Here is a 19,809-nt window from a genome sequence, read left to right as displayed (position 1 = left end):
AGGGAAGCACTTGGCTGCCACTGGAGAACCTGAAATCGCTTTGTCAGTCATTGCATCAGTTACATCAAATCCAAACCGATTCAGATGTTGCCAATTTTGATTTACTGCAACACTGTGACCACTACTGGAGAAATATTCACAACGCACTGTCGCCCAATGCACTTTCCCATGATTTATTTCAACGTTGCCGACAACATCTTACCGACACATTAAAACATCATTCCGAACAGTGCCTTTGTCATAATGACTTGAATCCGGACAACATATTGCGGCAGAAAAATGATTTTGTTTTTCTGGACTGGGAATATGCCTGTAATAACTCGCCCTACTTTGAATTGGCAACACTTGTTGAATTTTACGCACTCTCTGAAGATGAAACTGCCCAGTTGTCGAGCACCTACTGGAAAGACAGCAACGAAGAGCAGCATTTATCGGCGCTGCAAGCCTTTCGTATTGTGGTTCGCTTTATTGAGTGGCTTTGGTTGGCACTGAAAGAATCTGACTTGTTGATCCCCTGTGAAAACAGGTTAACGTTGCTATTGCAGCGTTACGGTACTTAGAGTCCGTCCTGGGTAAACCCTTAACGTGATTACCAACTTAACTTGGGTATCACCATCGCCTTGGCGCCTGTTACCAAGACTTGTCCTCTCGTGAACATTTTCAAGCAAAACACGGCAATTCCATCAGTCTCTTCTTGCACAGTCCTGCATTCCCCGTTAACCTGCTCCTCACTTGTCGGGGTGCCGGAGTGTTGATTCAACATTTCAGGCTGAGATCAAAAGAAACCCGCTGTACCTGATCAGGTTAGCACCTGCGTAGGAATCAAGTCGTCCGCTAGGCGTCGATTAAGTATTGAGTTGTATCGCTTAATCTTAAACATCTGCACTTATACCGTTTATTCGGTTGCAGACCCGCCCTAAGCACAACCTGGTTTCTCCAGGCACCAAACTCAGGCAGCTCCCCGACGATCATTGAATCCACTCAGGGGAATCACAGCCATGACTAGCGCCACCATTGATAACGATCAAATTCAAAGCAAACCTGCAGGCTCAAAACTCAGCGAAACCGCAAAGGTTCAAGAGCTGACCACAGCCCCCTTCCCAGCTTCTAAAAAGATTTATATCGAAGGTTCGCGTCCTGATATTCAGGTGCCTATGCGTGAAATCGAACTGGATCCCACGCATCTGTCCGACGGCTCACTGGAAGTGAACCCACCCATCCGCATCTACGACACGTCCGGCCCCTACACCGACCCCAATGTCGATGTTGACGTGCGCAAAGGTCTTCCCAAGATGCGTCAGAACTGGATTCTGGAACGCGATGACACCGAAATTCTGAAAAACCCCAGTTCCAAATACACCCAGATTCGCGAACAAAATATTGCCCTGGAAAACCTGCGTTTCGACGGCTCCCACGAGCCCCGCATCGCCAAAGCTGGTCAGAATGTGAGCCAGATGCACTATGCCCGCAAAGGCATTATCACCCCGGAAATGGAATACATCGCCATCCGCGAGAACATTGTCCGCGCGCAACTGAATCAGGACGATGTCGTCACACATCAACATCCAGGTCAAACCTGGGGCGCCAATATTGTTCAGGAGATCACGCCTGAGTTTGTCCGTAAAGAAGTGGCCGAAGGTCGCGCCATTATTCCAGCCAACATCAACCACCCCGAGCTGGAGCCAATGATCATTGGCCGTAATTTCCACATCAAAATTAACGGTAACATTGGTAACTCTGCCGTCACCTCTTCCATTGAAGAAGAAGTGGAAAAACTGGTGTGGGGCACCCGTTGGGGCGCCGATACGGTGATGGATCTTTCGACCGGCAAGCACATTCACGAAACCCGCGAGTGGATTCTGCGCAACGCTTCTGTACCCATCGGCACGGTACCAATCTATCAAGCGCTGGAAAAAGTTGATGGTGTTGCCGAAGACCTGACTTGGGAAATCTTCCGCGACACACTGATCGAGCAGGCCGAACAAGGTGTCGATTACTTCACCATTCACGCTGGCGTACTGCTGCGTTACGTGCCCATGACCGCCAAACGTCTGACGGGCATCGTCTCCCGTGGTGGCTCCATCATGGCCAAGTGGTGTCTGGCACACCATAAAGAAAGCTTCCTGTACACGCACTTTGAAGACATCTGCGAAATCATGAAGGCGTATGACGTGTCTTTCTCTCTCGGTGACGGCTTGCGTCCCGGTTGTTTACAAGACGCCAACGACGAAGCCCAGTTCTCTGAACTTCGCACGCTGGGCGAGTTGACTCAGATTGCCTGGAAGCACGATGTACAGGTGATGATCGAAGGCCCTGGCCACGTTCCCATGCACATGGTGAAAGAAAACATGGACGAGCAGCTGAAGCATTGTCACGAAGCGCCGTTCTACACCTTGGGGCCACTCACCGTGGACATCAGCCCGGGATACGACCACTTCTCTTCCGGCATCGGTGCTGCCATGATCGGCTGGTTCGGCTGCGCCATGCTGTGTTACGTGACCCCCAAAGAACACTTGGGTCTGCCTAACCGGGAAGACGTTAAAGAAGGCATCATTACCTACAAAATTGCAGCCCATGCGGGCGATCTCGCCAAAGGCATGCCCGGCGCCCAAATTCGTGATAATGCCCTGTCGAAAGCTCGCTTTGAATTCCGCTGGGAAGATCAGTTCAATCTGAGCCTCGACCCGGATACGGCTCGTGCATTCCACGATGAAACCCTGCCAAAAGATTCGGCCAAAGTTGCTCACTTCTGCTCCATGTGTGGCCCGAAGTTCTGCTCCATGAAGATCACTCAGGAAGTGCGTGACTACTCAGCGAAGTTAGACGCCGATGGCAAACTGGCGGATGTGACCGAAGAAGCCGCTGAAGGCATGGCTGCCATGTCCAAGCAATTTAAAGAGCAAGGTAGCGAGCTCTACAAGGAAGTCTAAATCTAGGTAGAGAGTTGAAACCCATGAAAAAGGTAGGGATTGTAGGCGGCGGCCTGTTAGGTCGCCTGACCAGCTGGCGTTTACTGCTGGCTGGGTGTGACGTGACACTGTTCGAGGCAGGCTCTTTGAGCACTTGCCCGGGTGCTGCGCGCACGGCTGCTGCCATGATCTCGCCCCTATCGGAGGTGGTCGACAGCGAGCGCCTTATTTACGACATGGGCATGGCTGGATTAAAACTCTGGCCAGCCTGGAATCAGGAACTGCGGCAACCGATCACCTATTCGGAACGCGGTTCTTTGGTGGTTGCCCATACTCAGGACGCGTCTCAGCTCACCCAGTTTGCCGCCAAACTGCATCATCACCTCGGCGATGCGGGCGACGAAAGCTACCGATGGCTGGATCAAAAGCAGATTGCGGAAACTGAAAGTGACCTCAGTCATTTTCATCGCGCACTCTATCTGCGCACTGAAGCTTATCTCGACAACCATGCTCTGCTGGATCAGCTGTTGTCGGACATTCATTCGCTGGGCGGGCAAACACACGAGCACACAGCCGCGCAAGCAGTCAGTTCCCACACAATTCAAACGGCACGCCAGCGTTTTACGTTTGACGAGGTGGTCGATTGTCGTGGGGTCGGAGCCAAACCGGATATCAAGGATGTTCGAGGCGTTCGCGGTGAAGTTCTCTGGGTACAAACCCGTGAGGTACAGTTACAGCGCCCTGTGCGCTTTATGCACCCGCGCTACAAACTTTATGTGGTGCCCAAACCCGATCATCAGTTTATTATTGGAGCCACAGAGATCGAGTCTGAAGACCTTTCTCCCATCAGTCTGCGTTCCAATCTGGAGCTGTCCAGCGCGCTCTATGCACTCAATCCAGCGTTTGCCGAAGCGCGAATAACAGCAACCGATGTCAACCTCCGGCCATCATTGATGGACAATCTTCCGCGCATTGAACGGCAGGAAGGTTTGCTTAGAGCCAACGGACTTTATCGTCACGGATATCTGTTGGCCCCCACAGTGGTCGAAAGCATCGTCAATGAAATACTCGAGAGTGAAGCTGCTGCGTTTACCGGGCAGATAATGACCAAAGAGCATGCCTTATGTTAACTCTGAGCCTGAACAATGAATCCCACACCCTCCCTGAACCCATGAGCCTGAGTCAGGCTTTGGATCACTGGGGAATGTGCAACCAGATGGCCGCAGCGGCCATCAATGGCGAATTTGTCCCTCGCAGCCAATACAGTGAAGTCACGCTCCATGAGGGAGACAAACTTGATATTGTAAAACCGGTAGGAGGAGGCTGAAGATGCCACTTTCCACTTCAACTTTTGTCGATACGCCTTTCACCCTCTACGGTGAAACCTTAAGCAGCCGCTTTATTCTTGGAACAGCGCTCTACCCTTCGCCACAATCCATGCGTGACAGCATTGAAGCTGCCAGCACCAGCATGGTCACCCTGTCGCTGCGCCGCCAAAACCCCAATACTCTCTCAGGAGAGCAGGACAGCAGCCAGCAAGACGGAGATACTTTCTGGCAGTACATCCGCGATTCCGGCTGCCGCTTGTTGCCCAATACCGCTGGCTGTAAAACTCCAAAAGAAGCCATTAACCTGGCAGAGATGAGTCGTGAAATTTTCAACACCGACTGGCTCAAACTGGAAGTTGTGGGGGATGATTACAACTTACAGCCCTGCCCGTTCGGGCTGGTGGAAGCTGCGTCGGAACTGGTGAAGCGCGGATTTAAAGTCTTGCCTTACACCACCGACGATCTGGTACTGGGGCAAAAACTGCTGGATGTCGGCTGCGAAGTGCTGATGCCTTGGGGCGCACCCATTGGCACCGGGCAGGGTTTGATGAACCGTTACAACCTTCGCACCCTGCGCGAACGACTCCCCAATACCCCGCTGATTGTCGATGCGGGCCTGGGCGCTCCGTCACAAGCCGCCGAGGCGATGGAGATGGGTTACGATGGCATTTTATTGAATACCGCCGTGGCCAAAGCCAACGACCCGGTACGCATGGCTCACGCCTTTGCCAAAGCCATTGAAGCCGGACGGGAAGCCTATCTGGCGGGTCTGATCCATAAGAGTCAAACAGCCAGTCCTTCCACCCCAACCTTGGGGCAGCCTTTCTGGCATCAATCATGATGGATCAACAGAATCCGACAATCGCCAAACCTGTTGTCTGCGCCATTTCCGCCTCAGACAGCAGTGGACATGCGGGTCATCAATGTGACCTGCGTGTCGTACAGGATTTAGGCGCTCACGGAGTCAGTGTCATCAGTGGCCTGACGGCGCAGAACTCTCAAGCCGTGTCACATACTCAAATCACTTCTTCAGAGAGTTTTACGGCTCAACTGGCCTCTCTCAAGGATGACATTCCCATTGAGGTGATTAAGGTAGGTTTACTCTTCTCTGCCGATCAGGTCTTGAAAACCGCGGCTTTTGCAGACGCCATCTCCGGGGCAGTGATTGTAGATCCTGTACTGTCCTCCACTTCAGGAACCGACTTCAGATCTGAAGAACTACTGCACGCCTACCACACCCTGATTGCTGCAAGCTCACTGCTCACCCCCAATATTCCTGAAGCCGAAAAGTTACTGGGTATTACACTCAAAACCCATGAAGACGTTATCGCTGCCGCTGTGCAATTGCGTCGTCTGGGGGCTCAAGCCGTTTTAATCAAAGGTGGTCACCGGCAAGAGCATATTAATGACAACGGTATCTACGATTACTTCGACGACGGTGAACATCAATTTTGGTTGAGACAGCCTCGCTTGAGCTCTGCGCATACCCGCGGAACCGGCTGCGCCCTGGCATCGGCTATTGCCAGTTTCCTTGCAGTGGGAAAGCAAATGGTTGATGCGGTTGTACTGGCCAACGCTTACATCCATCAGGGCATTCGTTCAGGCTTTGCCATTGGTCAGGGTGCAGGCTTGTTGGGCAACGGTGGCTGGCCGTCAGACTTCACCCTCTATCCCGCAGTCGCTGAATCACTCGACGGCTTTGAGCAACCGGCATTCGCCAGCTGTGATACGCAACAGCTGGGCATTTATCCTATCGTCGATTCGATGGAATGGCTGGAGCGACTATTAAAACTGGGCATCACCACACTGCAACTGCGAGTCAAAGGCTTGGAGCAGGAACCGCTGAATACACTCATTAGCCAAGCTGTAGCACTGGGGAGACAATACGACGCTCGGCTGTTTATCAATGACCATTGGAAACTGGCCATTGAACATCAAGCCTATGGTGTTCATTTGGGACAGGAGGATATGGATGAAGCGCACCTGCTGACGATTCAACAGAGTGGTTTGAGGTTGGGGTTAAGTTCACACAGTGAATACGAGTGGTTGCGAGCGGCTAATTACAAACCCAGCTACATTGCCATGGGCTCAGTGTTTCCCACCAAAACCAAAAGCGTGCACACAATAGGTTTGGAGAATCTTAAAACCTGGAGTCAGATTTTAGCCCCGCATTTTCCTCTGGTTGCCATTGGTGGAATCACCCAGGAAAAACTCGAAAGCGTGTTGCAATGTGGCGTCGGTTCCGTGGCCGTTGTCAGTGCCATCAGAACCGATCATCACTTTGAACAAAGCGTCAAACAATTGCAGGCGCTTTTCAACGAAACAATTAATACCAGATCCGGTTACTGAGCTGCGGCAAACACCTTAACTGGCACACCGTTCAGTACAGCGTTACCACTTACTGGATCGAAGCGACCATCATCAGTCAAATCATTACAGCTGACACCAGGCTGTTCTGCCGCAATCCCCATATGCACGCCTTTGCGCTTATGCCCCCAGCCGTGGGGCAAGCTCACCACGCCCGGCATGACCTCATCACTGGATGATACCGTGGTGGTTACCTCTCCCACCCGAGACTGAATGGTGACCAAACTATTATCTTCCAGCTGATACTTATCCAGATCATCCGGATGCATCAGCAGTTGCCAGCGAGGTTTGCCTTTTACCAACCTTTGATAGTTGTGCATCCATGAATTATTGCTGCGCACATGGCGACGACCAATCAATAAAAGTTCATCAGTCCTGGTCTCCGCAGCACTGGATCGCAAACGTTCTACATCGTCCAGCAAGTAATCCACGTCCAAATGAATACGACCATCCTCGGTGCACAGGCGTTCCGTCAAGTCCGCTTGCAACGGGCCGAGATCGATACCGTGTGGATACTGCTTCAGCATATCCAGCGACAAGGCCTGCTCTGCTCCGGTTTCCTTGCCATAGTGACCATGCTGCAAAGCCTTATCAAGCAACTGATCCGGTGCCGGTAACGGTTTGAAATCCAACGCTTTCAGCGCCGCGATACGCACCGATAATTCGTTGTAAATTTCCCAGTCGTGACGGCTATCCGCCGCGGCTTCAAATACCGGCTCGTTATAGCGAGTGGTGTTGCGAACCGCCAACCGGTGGAACGCGATGTCGTAATGATCGTGCTCCAGGGGCCCTGTCGGAGGCAGGATAATATCCGCGTGACGAGTGGTTTCATTGATGTAGAAATCGACCGCAACCATGTAATCGAGACCTTCCAAAGCCCGATCCATCTCGTTGCCATTTGGCGCCGACAAGACCGGATTGCCAGCCCGGGTAATCAACGCCCGTACTTGCCCTTCCCCCGGCGTTAACATTTCTTCTGCCAAGACCGAACTCGGGAATTCACCGCTGAACTCCGGAAGACCTCTGACCCGGCTGTGACGACGACCAAAACTGCCCGCGCCAGTCGCTCCCGGCTTGATATAACCAAACGCCGGAGACGTCACCAACGCACCACCCGGCACATCCAGAGAGCCAGTCAGGATATTGATCACCTGAATCGCCCACTGGCACAAGGAGCCATACGATTGCACCGAAACACCCATGCGACCGTAACAAACAGCACCTTCAGCAGATGCCATATCCTGCGCCATCTGACGAATAGCGTCAGCATCAATACCGGTCTGCTCTGCGGCCAGCTCCGCGGTAAACCCAGCAGCAGCCTGCTTCACCTCGTCCAGACCATTCAGGACTGACGTCAAATGCCCAGTTTGAACCAAGCCCTTTTCAAACAAAGTGTGGATGATCGACATCAACAAGAAAGCGTCGCTGCCAGGGCGAATAAAATGGTGGTCATCGGCAATCGCGGCCGTTTCCGTGCGACGAGGATCCACCACCACAAATTTACCGCCCCGCTTCTGAATTGCTTTCAGGCGTTTAGTGACATCCGGCACGGTCATGATACTGCCATTAGACGCCAGCGGGTTGCCGCCGATGATTAACATGTATTGCGTACGATCAATATCGGGAATCGGAATCAGGGACTGGTGACCGTACATGGCGTACGAAATCAGCTGATGGGGCAACTGATCGAGCGACGTGGCCGAATAATTACTCTGAGTTTGCAGCACCTTTCGCAACAGGCCGCCGTGCGTCATGCTGCCATAATTGTGAACATTGGGGTTACCGGAATAGACCGCAACAGCGTTATTGCCTGCAGTCTGCTGTACCCGAACCAGGTTCTCAGCAACAGTATCAAACGCCTCCTCCCATCCGATCTGCTGCCACTCTCCGTCCACTCGCTTGACGGGGTGCTTCAGACGATCCGGGTCAAAATGCAAATCCTGCAGGGCCGTGGCTTTCGGGCATATGTGGCCGCGACTGAAAGGGTCTTCTTTGTCCCCCTTGATGGATAGGATTTGCTCACCCTGTGTCTTGATCTCAAGGCCGCAGATGGCCTCACACAGATGACAGGCACGATGGTGGGTAATGACGTCTTCATGCAAACTGGCTTGCTCAGTCATGCTTCTCTCCGCTTTGACAGGCTGCTTTTAATTATCGTTTTTAGCTGTAATAGAATTATCGTTTTTAGCTGTAATAGGTTTTTAGCTGTAATAGATAGATTGTTGCCGTAAATATCAGATGTATAGAGTTATCTAAGCACACGCAGCTGGCGCGGGTAAGTTTATTTCGTTAATGCAGGGCTATCACGCGAGTCAATAGCGCTATTTATCTGAAACTCAGACAACTCTTAAAAATAAGGCCCGCGAATGCGAGCCTTATTTTGTATGGGCTGCTGGCCAGATTAGCCGCCCAACGCCGTCATTTGTGATTTATGATCTGTCGCAATCGCTTGATCCAGAGCTTCCAGCTGTTCTGCACGGGCTTTCAGCTTGGTCGCCTTATGGGCAGCCAGATTCAAGCCCGCCAGACGGGTCGCTTCCGCCTTGGCTGCGGACATCAACTCTTCAGCCGGGACAATTTTATCGAGGAAGCCCGCACTCACCGCTGTCGCAGGATCGTACATCTCGGCATTGATCACGGAGCGCTGGAAAAATGAAGGCGTCAAACGGAATCTGGCCATTTCAATCCCGGCCTGGTGCATAGTCATACCAATCTGCACTTCGTTCAAACCCAGCTGGAACGGACCATCGACACCAATCCGATAGTCGCAGGACAACAGCGTAAAGCACCCTTGCGCAATGGAGTGACCGGTACAGACTCCCACAACAGGGGTTGGGAAAGATTGCAGGCGACGGCACAGCGTAGAGCCCATGGTCACCATTTCAACACCCTCTTTCGCGTCATTCTGAAACACTTTCAGATCGAACCCAGCGGAGAAGATACCGGGCTGTCCTACCAGCATGACCACAGCACCGGCCTCTTCCGCCTTATCCAGGGCGTCGTTAATGGCCTGCATGTGATCTGGCGACATGGCGTTGACCTTGCCGTTCTGGAAGGTAATGGTCGCGATGTTACCGTCAATCTCGTATTTCACTAAATCGGTCATGCTCTTCTCTCTTTATGGGTGAGTCTGATTCCTGGAACTCAGGTGTTTCTGGTATATATACGTTTTCTGATACCTATACGTTCTCTGGTACCTGCCCAGTTTCTGGTACCTATTATTGATCACTCCCTGACAGCAGACATTGTCCAAATCAGCCAAATTGCTGACATAACCACGTATTCATGACTGCATCAGACGTATATTGAAAAGTAGCAGACAAAAAAAAGCCCGCACGAGGCGGGCACATAGGTCTTGCTAATCTCTCCGAGCTTGCGCCCTTAGCAGCCTATCTTCTGTTGATTACACCCCCCATTCATTGGGGGCTGCAACCTTTTGTTCGTAAATCAGCGTCCTAGAATACCACGAGAAATCACTTCTTTCATAATTTCTGACGTTCCAGCGTAAATTGTCTGGATACGGGCATCAACGTAGAAACGTGAAATAGGATATTCCGTGGTATAGCCGTAACCACCAAACAATTGTAGGCACTCATTCACAGCGCGCAACTGCATTTCTGTGGTGGTGAGCTTCAAAATCGCTGCATCGTCCACAGTCATGGTGCGTGTCTTGAATTTGGCCATGTTCTGATCCAGCAGCGCTTTGCTCAAAGCAATGTCCGCTTTAACGTCCGCCAATTTAAAGCGGGTGTTTTGGAAGCGGGAAATGGACTGACCAAATGCCTGGCGCTCCTGCACATAATCAACGGCCAGATCAAAGGCACCCTGCGCCTGAGCAACGGCCTGAGTGGCACAACCAAGACGCTCGCGAGGCAGCTCATCCATCAGGTGAATAAAGCCCTTGTTTTCTTCACCCAGCAACGCGGTTGCGGGTACGCGGACATTATCAAAGAACAATTCAGCGGTATCACTGGAATGCTGCCCGATCTTTTCGATCTTCTGTCCTTTTGAGAAGCCCGGCAGAGAAGCGTCTACCAAGAACAACGACACCCCTTTGGAACCCGCATTTGGATCGGTTTTGGCACACACAACCACCAGATCAGCGTGGATACCATTGGTAATAAAGACCTTGGAGCCATTAATGACGTAATCGTCACCATCACGGAGTGCAGTTGTGCGCATGCCCGCCAGATCGCTGCCCGCACCGGGTTCAGTCATGGCAATGGCGCCAACGGCTTCACCGGTAATCAGTTTCGGCAACCATTCATCTTTCTGAGCTTCAGTACCCAGGTTGAAGATATAAGGCGCTACGATATTGGCGTGGATGTTGTAGTTACTGCCCAGACCACCGTAGCCCAGACGGGACATTTCCCACTGGATCATTTGGGTGATTTCAAACGCAGCACCCGCTGCACCGTATTTTTCCGGCATATCCACACACAACAGACCGGCCTGACCCATGGTATTCCACAACTCGCGGGGGGTGATGCAATCCTTTTCCCACTGCTCGTAATACGGGTGAACTTCTTGTTCAAAAAAGCGCAAAACCATATCGCGGAACAATTCTAATTCTTCGTTACTCACAGCTTCATCGGTCATGGTGGGGCCTCGTTCTCTGGGCTTCGTGAAAAGTGACTTAAACTTCGTAAAAACGGCTTAAATAAAGAGCGCATTGTCCTCCCAGACACCAAAAGCAGCAATGTTCTATACTGCCATTTAATTAGCATAAACGGACAACGGATGGTCAAAAACCCCCATAAAAATGCTATAATCCACCGGTTTTTCCATTTTCGCTATCAGAAACGGACACGACCTCATGCAAGAAGCCCACGACATACGGCATACCGTATCTGGATACTTTGCCCGGGCACACCTGCAAAACGGTTTGCGTCTGGGACTGGATGAGCAAAACCTGCTGAATTACGCCTCGCTATCACCCGCCCTGCTGCAACAACAAGGGGCCCGTCTTCCGCCCAGACAGTTAGCACGCCTGTTGTACAGGATCATGAAAGACTGTGACGACGAATTTCTGGGACTGGCTTCTGAGCCCTGTCGTTTTGGTGTCTTCCCCATGCTGTGTGAACGCCTGATTCACACCAGTAACCTTCGGGAAGCCATGCAGGAGACTCAACGCTTTTATGGATTGATCACCCGTGCGCTTCGCTTTGAGCTGGAGGAAACCCAAAATGACGTGCGAGTCACCATCGTTCTCGACCAACCGGAACTGGATCAAAACCATGTGCTCATAGAATTGTTGCTGCTGATCTGGCACCGTTTCCCGTCCTGGCTGATAGGACAAGTCATTCCTCTGACACAGGTCCAACTGGCCTACCCTACGCCACAACACGCTGAAGAATACCGCTTATTGTTCCCGGCACCGCGAGAGTTTAATCAGTCACACAATACGCTGGTATGGCCTAAAGAGGTGCTGGAATTACCGGTACACCGCAATATGGATCAGCTCAAACGCTACTTGTCGCAAGTGCCTCTGCTGTGGTTTCGCAAGCAACGATTTGCCGATTTTCAAACGGAACGAGTGATACAACTGCTGGAACAGACTGAGGATTTCCACCACACCACTCTGGAAGACATCGCCGAGCAGCTTCACATGACATCCAGAACCCTGCGCCGCAAGCTAACCGCAGAAGGCAGTAAGTTTCAGCAGTTGAAGGATGATTTGCGACGGGATCAAGCAATTTACTGGTTAAGTCAGGAGGGTGTTTCCATTACTGAAACGGGGCAAAAGATAGGCTATACCGAAACGGCCTCTTTTATTCGGGCATTCAGAGGCTGGACGGGGCTGTCACCCGGTCAGTATAAAAAAGGGCTGAGAGATAAGTAAAAACGGGATCGTTTTACAGAGCTTTTTCCCAAAACAGAGCCTTACCAAAGGCTTCATCCAATTCGTAGCCTGCAAAACCAAAGGCGAGGTAAACCTGTCTGGCTCTTTCATTGCCCTGTAAAACTTCCAGCGTCAGCTTGCAACAACCACGGTCTTTGGCGATGACCTCGACCCGCTCAAGCATTTGATGAGAAATACCCTTTCCACGACAGCTTTTACTGACAATCACATCGTGGATATTAACCAGTGGCCTGGCTTTAAAAGTCGAGAGAGTTTCAAAACAGTTAATCAGACCAACTGCCTTTTCACCGCTCCAGGCGATCACTGAAAAAGCTCCCGGATAGTGGTGCAGCTTATCCGGCAGAGACTCCACGATGTCAGAACTAAGCGGCTGCCCTCCACCCATGGGATCTGAAGCGTATTCCTGCATAAGTAACTGCAAAGCCAGTCGGTCCGCTTGTTGAGAAAAATCGGCCAGTCTGATTTCTGTATCCATGTTTAGCCCGTGAGTCCCCATACTGCCTCTGGTATTAATTCCAGTATTCCAAAATACGATCAACCCGCTCTTGGGGAGACAGATTTGCGGGAGAGTTATCGACGAAATTCAGCCTGGGAGCCAACCCTTCACCGTTAGCCATCTGAATCGCCAACCCGGGACGGGCGTTGAGCTCCAACAACAATGGGCCACGCTGCTGGTCAAGTACCACGTCCACGCCCAGATAACCCATTTGGCTGACCTCGTAACCTCTGGCAGCCAACAGCATCACATCTTTCCAGAATGGGATTTTTAGTGTTGATAACGCCTTACCGGTATCAGGGTGTAACTCAATGGGGCGATCAAACTGTACGGCTCGCAGAGCTTCGCCAGTGGTAATATCAATACCCACACCCACCGCGCCCTGGTGCAAATTGGCTTTGCCATCGGAATTGCTGGTGGACAAGCGGGTCATCGCCATGACGGGAAACCCCTTGTACACAATCACCCTGATATCAGGTACACCCTCGTAGGAAAAGCCCTCAAAGTCATCGGTAAATTTGATTTGATCTTCAACTAGAGCGACATCGGGTTTGCCGCCGAGACTGAAAAGTCCACTCAGAATATTGGAGACATGACGGCAAAGGTCCTCATGCGAGACTTTCTTGCCATTAGGCTTCAGGTAGTACTCGCCATCACGACCCGAGATCACCATAATGCCTTTGCCACCACTGCCCTGCGAGGGCTTAATGACAAAGCAGCGGTATTTGCTTAAAAAGTCTTTCAGCTCACTGATATGCCCCTGTACACGGCAAACACCCAACAACTCAGGGACAGCGATACCGTGCTTTTCACAGAGCAACTTGGTTTTGTATTTATCATCCACATTCGGATAGAGATTACGGGGGTTGTTGCGGGCAATGTAGTGCACATTGCGCAGATTCATTCCCACAATCCCCTTTTCCCGCAAGAACTTTGGGGACGCCATGCCCAACTTCGACAGAAAAGAGGACATCAATACCGCTCCAGAGGCGCAAATCGACGCAGATCCGAAAGTCGGAAACCGCTGTAACTACCGATCGAGATAATGACACCCAGCAGAACCAACAACAGCTCGGGGTACAGGAATACTGTATCTGAGACAAAGGTGTTGCTCATCAACAGGAAAGCCAAAGATGCGGTCAGCAGACTGCCCGAACACTCAATCATCACATCGCGGCCCCCAGCCTCATCCCACAACACCGACATACGTTCGATGGTCCAGGACAAAATAATCATCGGGAAGTAGGTCACTTTTAAGCCACCCTGCCAGCCCATTTTGGTACTCAGAACACCAATCGCGGCGTACAGGATAATCACAAACACCAGCACGGATGCGATCCTGGGTACCAGCAATAGATTCAGAGAGCTGAGGTAAGAGCGCATGATCAACCCGACCCCTACCACAATGACGAACAGCATCAGCCCCGTTAACAGCGAGGTCTGCAGAAACGTCAGCGCGATCAGAACCGGCATAAAGGTACCCGACGTGCGAATCCCCACGAGATTTCGCAGAATCACCACCACCAGAGCCCCGAGAGGCATGACCAGCAGTAGCTTAAACGTGTTCTGCTCAGACAAAGGTAAACTGTAGATGGAGAAATCAATCAAAGGGTTTTGAGCATGACCGGCTGCAGCAATGGCAGAGCTGAACGCGGCGCGCTGCACTTTCGTGGTAGCAAAAGTGATGCGTGAATTACTGCCACCAAACACTTCCAGCAAAGGCTCTGAGCCTTTCTGCAAAAGCAACGCACGATCCCAGGGGATCACGCTGTTTTCCCGGGCATCCATCAGTATTTTCTGATCGCCGACAACAACTTCCAGGAAGTTGTAAATCGACTGACTGCGGGCCTTGTCGTCCAGGAAAACCCCTCTGACAGGCTGCACAGAATAGCCCAACATAGTCATTAACTGACCTGCCAACTGCGTGCGCTTAAGAGGGCTAGAGTAATTTCTCAATAACAAATCAACTTCAGCATCACCCCGTCGATTGAGACGTCTTAAGAGTTTGAGAGCATTCTTTTCATCGAGGTTTGTATCAAAGTCTTTCAGAAAAGATTCAGCGGTTAACTTGAGAGCTGGATCCAGCTTTACCTTCATCGGTGCCTGAAGCGGTTTTTCAGCCTCCTCTTCCGTATCGGCAAAGTAGCTTTGAGAGCGCATATAAATAATCTGAGTGCCCGTCGCCTGCTCAGCCTTCCAGCGTCCCAAAGCTACCCCATTATCCTCAATTTCTTCATACTGATAACCGGGAGCGATATAGTCCGAAGATACAATTCTTCGGGCAGAGTTATCGTCGGGCAGATTTAAACGAACCTCTACTGGACCATCACCGGGTTCAAAAACAATCCGCCCTTCCAACTGCCACACAGTCTCTTTTTCAGACGCTAAAAGAGGAAACCCAAGGGCGAAGTGTTTGTAGGCTGCTGCACCAAAACCGACTGCACACAGCAATCCAACCAGTAATTGAATTTGTCTAGCCGATGAAAGCATGCCATTTCTCCATGACGTAATACTCGAGTGCCTTAATGACAAACACTATTCCAGAGACAAAAATTTACGACTCACATCCACCAGGGCTCGCCCCTGAAGAAAATTACGGCCGATGAGTATGGGGTATTCAAAGTTTTCACGATCCGCGAGCGTAACTTCAACTTCATCTTTCATATCGCCAATGGCCAGAGTCAAAGAAACCACATGCCTGCGAATATCCTCTTCACCATGCTGTTTGATCAATACAGTCCGCTCAATCGGCGCCTTTAACTCAACCGTTTCATTGGTATTGCGGTCTTTAACCAAAAACTGCACCCAGGAACGGCCATCGCGTTCAAACTCCACAATATCCAGAGCATCAATAGATGTCGTCTCTGCGCCCGTATCGATCCTGCCCTTCTGACGCAAACCTATCGGAATGATATCCACATATTCTATCTGCCCCAGGCGGTGGTATTTACTGTTGACCCCGTCCGATTTTGGGCAACTGACAACTGGCTCTTTGGTCTCCGGCTTCGGGGGCTCAGGCTTCACTTCCGGCACCGGTGGCAACTCAGGACAAACCACTGGCTCAACAACAGGACATTGAAGTGTGTCAGGAGGGAGCTGCTGTGTCGTTTGCTCATCAGAACTAAAAAAGGATGCACAGCCAGTCAGAAATAACATCCCGACTCCAACACCCAGTACCTTATAAGCCATCATCACTCCTCAACCTCTACAAGGCGCCATCTACGGCACACTATAAGTATATGAAATACAAGAAAAAACCCTGCCGTTACCGACAGGGCTCTTATTTCTTAATCCTGTGACCCTGTTCCAGCCCGAGCAATCACTCCGATACAAAGCCACACGCTATACAAGGGTTATCCTCCCATTGACTGAACCATTGAGATCATCACCCCGGCAGCTACGGCTGAACCAATCACACCCGCCACGTTCGGCCCCATGGCATGCATCAGCAGGAAGTTCTGTGGGTTGGCCTCCAAACCTACCCTATTGGATACTCTGGCGGCCATCGGTACCGCGGAAACGCCGGCAGAACCAATCAAAGGATTCAGTTTCTGCTCGCTGAATCTGTTCATCAGTTTGGCCATCAATACGCCCATCGCCGTACCAATACCAAAGGCCACAATACCCAGTGCCAGAATCCCCAGGGTCTTGGGGTCCAAAAACTTGTCTGCAGCGAGCTTTGATCCCACAGACAGCCCTAAAAAGATGGTGGTAATGTTGATCAGTGCGTTCTGAGCCGTATCACTCAGACGATCAACCACACCACATTCCTTCATCAGGTTGCCGAAACAGAACATGCCCAGCAACGGCGCCGCCGAAGGCAGCAGCATTGCCACCAGAATCAGCACCACAATCGGGAAGGCAATTTTTTCCCTTTTGGACACAACCCGCAATTGGGTCATGGTGATTTTGCGTTCTTCTTCCGTTGTCAGCGCTTTCATAATTGGCGGCTGAATCAGAGGAACCAGCGCCATATAGGAATAAGCTGCGACTGCAATAGCGCCCAAAAGTTCGGGTGCCAGCAAAGATGAGACGTAAATTGCAGTGGGTCCATCGGCGCCGCCAATAATACCAATCGCCGCAGCGTCGGCAATTGAAAAGTCCATCCAGCCCAGGTAGCTCATTCCTACGGCTCCCATAATGGTAGCAAAGATACCAAATTGGGCCGCGGCTCCTAAAAACAGGGTTTTGGGGTTTGCCAGCAAAGGACCAAAGTCGGTCATCGCACCGACCCCCATGAAGATCACCAGAGGAGCCACACCGGAGGCAATAGCAACTGAGTAAAAGTTGTACAGCATGCCGTTGTTATATCCGAAATCTGAAGCTTGTAACGCCAACTGGGCATGCAAACTCACAGACGCATGGTTATAGGCTTCCTTAACGGCCGCCACCGTACTGTCGGCGCTGAGACCTAATGTATCTGCAAACGCAGCCAGAACATCAGGGTGAGCCGCATGAAGCGCCGCTTCAACAGCCGATGAGGCCAGTTCAGCCCCGGGAATATTCGCCAGGATGCCACCAAAACCAATCGGAACCAGCAACAGCGGTTCAAAGTTTTTATTAATGGCCAGGAATAGCAACAGCAATCCCACGACAATCATGATCAATTGACCCGACGTCATCAGGTACAATCCTGAGTCCTGCCAAAGTCCTATAAAGTTATCCATCTATCAACACTCCTGGACTTAAGCAATGGTCAGTAAAGTATCGCCAACAGCGACTGAGTCGCCCTCTTTGATATTCACGGTACCGATGGTTCCCGCTCTGGATGCCCGAACTTCGGTTTCCATTTTCATCGCCTCTAAAACCAGCAGTAGATCACCATTCTGAACGGCTTGGCCCGGTGCTGCGTGAATCTTGACGATATTACCCGCCAAAGGCGCTGGCAGTGGCTCGCCGCCGGTTGGGGCTGCACCCGTTGCCGCTGGCGAACTGCTTTCACCGGCACCCGATACAGGAACAATACCGGTTAAATCACCACCACTGGACACGGTCACAGTGTAAGAAACACCCTCGACCTCAACGGTATAGATCTCTTCGCCGGCGTCGTTAGTGACAACAGAACTCTCTTTCCCGGTGGGAGCCGCTTCAAAAGCCTCTGGATTGTTGCGATTTGCCAGGAACTTCAAGCCTACCTGCGGGAACAGTGCGTAGGTCAGAACATCGTCTATTTCACGCTCACCCTCGGCCAGCTTGATATTCTTTTCTTGAGCCAACTCTTCCAGCTCGGCCGTCAGCTTATCCATTTCCGGTTCTAACAGGTCTGCTGGGCGACAGGTAATTTCTTCCGCACCATCCAGAACTCGTGTCTGCAGCTCTTTATTGTAAGGAGCTGGTGCAGCGCCGTATTCGCCCTTCAGAATACCTTGGGTTTCTTTTGAAATAGACTTGAAACGCTCGCCGGTGAGTACGTTCAGAACCGCCTGGGTTCCGACAATTTGAGAGGTTGGCGTGACCAGAGGGATAAAACCCAGATCCTCACGAACCCTTGGAATCTCCGCCAGAACCTCACCAAACTTATCTTCTGCACCCTGATCCCGCAGCTGGTTTTCCATATTGGTCAACATGCCACCCGGTACCTGTGCGGACAGGATCCGGCCATCAATACCTTTGAGGGAACCCTCGAACTTAGAGTACTTTTTGCGCACTTCGCGGAAATAATTGGCAATTTCTTCCAGTTTTTCCAGATTCAGACCGGTATCGCGATCGGTATCCTGCAAAATAGCCACGACGGATTCCGTGGGGCTGTGACCGTAGGTCATGGACATGGAAGAAATGGCGGTGTCGATATTGTCGATGCCCGCCTCAATACATTTCAGAGCAGTCGCTGTAGACAATCCGGTGGTGGCGTGACACTGCATGTGGATCGGAATATCACAGCTGGCCTTGAGACGGGAAACCAGCTCATAACCGACATAAGGCTTTAACAAACCTGCCATATCCTTGATGGCGATCGAATCGGCACCCATATCTTCGATACGCTTGCCCTGCTCTACCCACATGTCCACATCATGAACTGGACTCAGCGTGTAGGCGATGGTGCCCTGAGCGTGCTTGCCTTGCTTCTTAACGGCTTTTAACGCGGTTTCGATGTTGCGCATGTCGTTCATGGCGTCAAACACGCGGAAAACATCTACGCCGTTGACGGCACAACGCTCAACAAACTTTTCAACCACATCGTCGGCATAATGACGGTAACCCAGAATATTCTGACCGCGAAACAGCATTTGCATCGGGGTCTTGGGCATCGCTTTCTTGAGCTCGCGAATGCGTTCCCATGGATCCTCACCCAGATAACGGATACACGCGTCAAACGTGGCTCCTCCCCAGGTTTCCAATGACCAAAAGCCTATATCGTCTAATTTTTGAGCAATTGGTAACATGTCGTCGAGTCGCATGCGAGTCGCAAACAGAGATTGATGTGCATCCCTCAATACAACATCGGTAATGCCTAGGGGCTTGTGGTTCTCACTCATGAGAAGATCCTTGATTTATAACTGTCAGAAAGAGTGTCTTACAAAGGCCAGGTACAGTGGTCGCATCACTCACTTTAACCTGGGGGAGCTTAAGCTCCACGAGCGCTGTAACTCAGAAAGCTACTGCTTGCTGCGGTGCTGCTCGATAGCTGCTTTGATGATCGCCAAATGTTTGGGATCAACCGCACTAGGAGATGTTGCCGGTGCCGGCTTGGTTTCTGGAACCACCGCATCAGGAAAGAAACGCCGTATAAACGTCGACATTCCCAAAGTCGCGATAACCAAAACCGTCAGGAACACAAACACGGTTCCCATTCCGAAAATCAGCAGGTCAACACCCTGCTGGATAATACTTTCTTGCATGATAAAG

The 19,809-nt window shown here is 51.3% G+C and carries 17 protein-coding genes and 1 riboswitch; of the genes, 7 read left to right on the top strand and 10 right to left on the bottom strand.

Annotated elements, in window-relative coordinates:
* The 6 genes from ACTG33_RS04640 to thiE all read left to right on the top strand — a co-directional run.
* Positions 1-560 (top strand): phosphotransferase family protein (locus ACTG33_RS04640; protein WP_439134022.1); only part of this gene is annotated, 560 nt, incomplete at its 5' end.
* A gap of 166 nt (positions 561-726) precedes the next feature.
* A riboswitch (TPP riboswitch) is annotated at positions 727-839 on the top strand.
* A 159-nt stretch (positions 840-998) separates the two neighbouring features.
* Positions 999-2,930, top strand: a complete 1,932-nt coding sequence (thiC, locus tag ACTG33_RS04635; protein WP_439134021.1) for a phosphomethylpyrimidine synthase ThiC — start codon at positions 999-1,001, stop codon at positions 2,928-2,930.
* Positions 2,931-2,953: 23 nt separating this feature from the next.
* Positions 2,954-4,039: a glycine oxidase ThiO gene (thiO, locus tag ACTG33_RS04630; RefSeq protein ID WP_439134020.1), complete on the top strand. Its 1,086-nt coding sequence runs from the start codon at positions 2,954-2,956 to the stop codon at positions 4,037-4,039.
* Positions 4,033-4,236 carry a sulfur carrier protein ThiS gene (thiS, locus tag ACTG33_RS04625; protein WP_439134019.1) on the top strand — a complete coding sequence of 68 codons (204 nt, stop codon included), beginning with the start codon at positions 4,033-4,035 and terminating at the stop codon, positions 4,234-4,236. The genes thiO and thiS overlap by 7 nt, the downstream gene beginning before the upstream one ends.
* Positions 4,237-4,238: 2 nt before the next feature.
* Positions 4,239-5,078 (top strand): thiazole synthase, encoded by an 840-nt coding sequence (locus ACTG33_RS04620; protein WP_439134018.1) that lies wholly within the window; start codon positions 4,239-4,241, stop codon positions 5,076-5,078.
* Entirely contained in the window at positions 5,075-6,586 is a 1,512-nt protein-coding gene (gene thiE, locus ACTG33_RS04615; protein WP_439134017.1) for a thiamine phosphate synthase, read from the top strand. The genes ACTG33_RS04620 and thiE overlap by 4 nt, the downstream gene beginning before the upstream one ends.
* Here thiE and ACTG33_RS04610 read toward each other — a convergent pair.
* From ACTG33_RS04610 to ACTG33_RS04600, 3 genes are all read right to left on the bottom strand, one after another.
* Positions 6,580-8,724, bottom strand: coding sequence for a molybdopterin-dependent oxidoreductase (locus tag ACTG33_RS04610; protein ID WP_439134016.1), 2,145 nt, complete (start codon positions 8,722-8,724; stop codon positions 6,580-6,582). The two genes, thiE and ACTG33_RS04610, sit on opposite strands and share 7 nt — an antisense overlap.
* 281 nt (positions 8,725-9,005) lie before the next feature.
* Positions 9,006-9,710 carry a crotonase/enoyl-CoA hydratase family protein gene (locus ACTG33_RS04605; protein ID WP_439134015.1) on the bottom strand — a complete coding sequence of 235 codons (705 nt, stop codon included), beginning with the start codon at positions 9,708-9,710 and terminating at the stop codon, positions 9,006-9,008.
* A gap of 341 nt (positions 9,711-10,051) precedes the next feature.
* On the bottom strand, positions 10,052-11,203 hold the full coding sequence (locus ACTG33_RS04600; protein WP_439134014.1) for an acyl-CoA dehydrogenase family protein: 1,152 nt from the start codon (positions 11,201-11,203) through the stop codon (positions 10,052-10,054).
* A gap of 217 nt (positions 11,204-11,420) precedes the next feature.
* Here ACTG33_RS04600 and ACTG33_RS04595 point away from each other — a divergent pair, with 217 nt between their 5' ends.
* Complete coding sequence (locus ACTG33_RS04595; RefSeq protein ID WP_439134013.1) at positions 11,421-12,446, top strand: AraC family transcriptional regulator; 1,026 nt, start codon at positions 11,421-11,423, stop codon at positions 12,444-12,446.
* Between the two features lie 13 nt (positions 12,447-12,459).
* On the opposite strand, the gene ACTG33_RS04590 is transcribed toward ACTG33_RS04595, so the two are convergent.
* From ACTG33_RS04590 to ACTG33_RS04560, 7 genes are all read right to left on the bottom strand, one after another.
* Positions 12,460-12,942 (bottom strand): GNAT family N-acetyltransferase, encoded by a 483-nt coding sequence (locus ACTG33_RS04590; protein ID WP_439134012.1) that lies wholly within the window; start codon positions 12,940-12,942, stop codon positions 12,460-12,462.
* A 34-nt stretch (positions 12,943-12,976) separates the two neighbouring features.
* Positions 12,977-13,936, bottom strand: a complete 960-nt coding sequence (locus tag ACTG33_RS04585; RefSeq protein ID WP_439134011.1) for an alpha-L-glutamate ligase-like protein — start codon at positions 13,934-13,936, stop codon at positions 12,977-12,979.
* The gene (locus tag ACTG33_RS04580; RefSeq protein ID WP_439134010.1) at positions 13,936-15,453 is read right to left on the bottom strand and encodes a UUP1 family membrane protein; all 1,518 of its coding nucleotides are present in this window, start codon (positions 15,451-15,453) and stop codon (positions 13,936-13,938) included. Before ACTG33_RS04580 ends, ACTG33_RS04585 begins: the two co-directional genes overlap by 1 nt.
* Positions 15,454-15,498: 45 nt before the next feature.
* On the bottom strand, positions 15,499-16,152 hold the full coding sequence (locus ACTG33_RS04575) for an ATP-dependent zinc protease family protein (RefSeq protein WP_439134009.1): 654 nt from the start codon (positions 16,150-16,152) through the stop codon (positions 15,499-15,501).
* Between the two features lie 164 nt (positions 16,153-16,316).
* On the bottom strand, positions 16,317-17,630 hold the full coding sequence (locus tag ACTG33_RS04570; protein WP_439134008.1) for a sodium ion-translocating decarboxylase subunit beta: 1,314 nt from the start codon (positions 17,628-17,630) through the stop codon (positions 16,317-16,319).
* Between the two features lie 18 nt (positions 17,631-17,648).
* The gene (gene oadA / locus ACTG33_RS04565; protein WP_439134007.1) at positions 17,649-19,439 is read right to left on the bottom strand and encodes a sodium-extruding oxaloacetate decarboxylase subunit alpha; all 1,791 of its coding nucleotides are present in this window, start codon (positions 19,437-19,439) and stop codon (positions 17,649-17,651) included.
* Positions 19,440-19,559: 120 nt separating this feature from the next.
* Positions 19,560-19,802, bottom strand: coding sequence for an OadG family protein (locus ACTG33_RS04560; protein ID WP_439134006.1), 243 nt, complete (start codon positions 19,800-19,802; stop codon positions 19,560-19,562).
* Positions 19,803-19,809: the final 7 nt, after the last annotated feature.

Origin of the sequence: Pseudomaricurvus sp., from assembly GCF_965662505.1 — a bacterium.
Lineage (GTDB): Bacteria > Pseudomonadota > Gammaproteobacteria > Pseudomonadales > Cellvibrionaceae > Pseudomaricurvus.
This window is presented reverse-complemented; position numbering and strand designations above follow the sequence as displayed.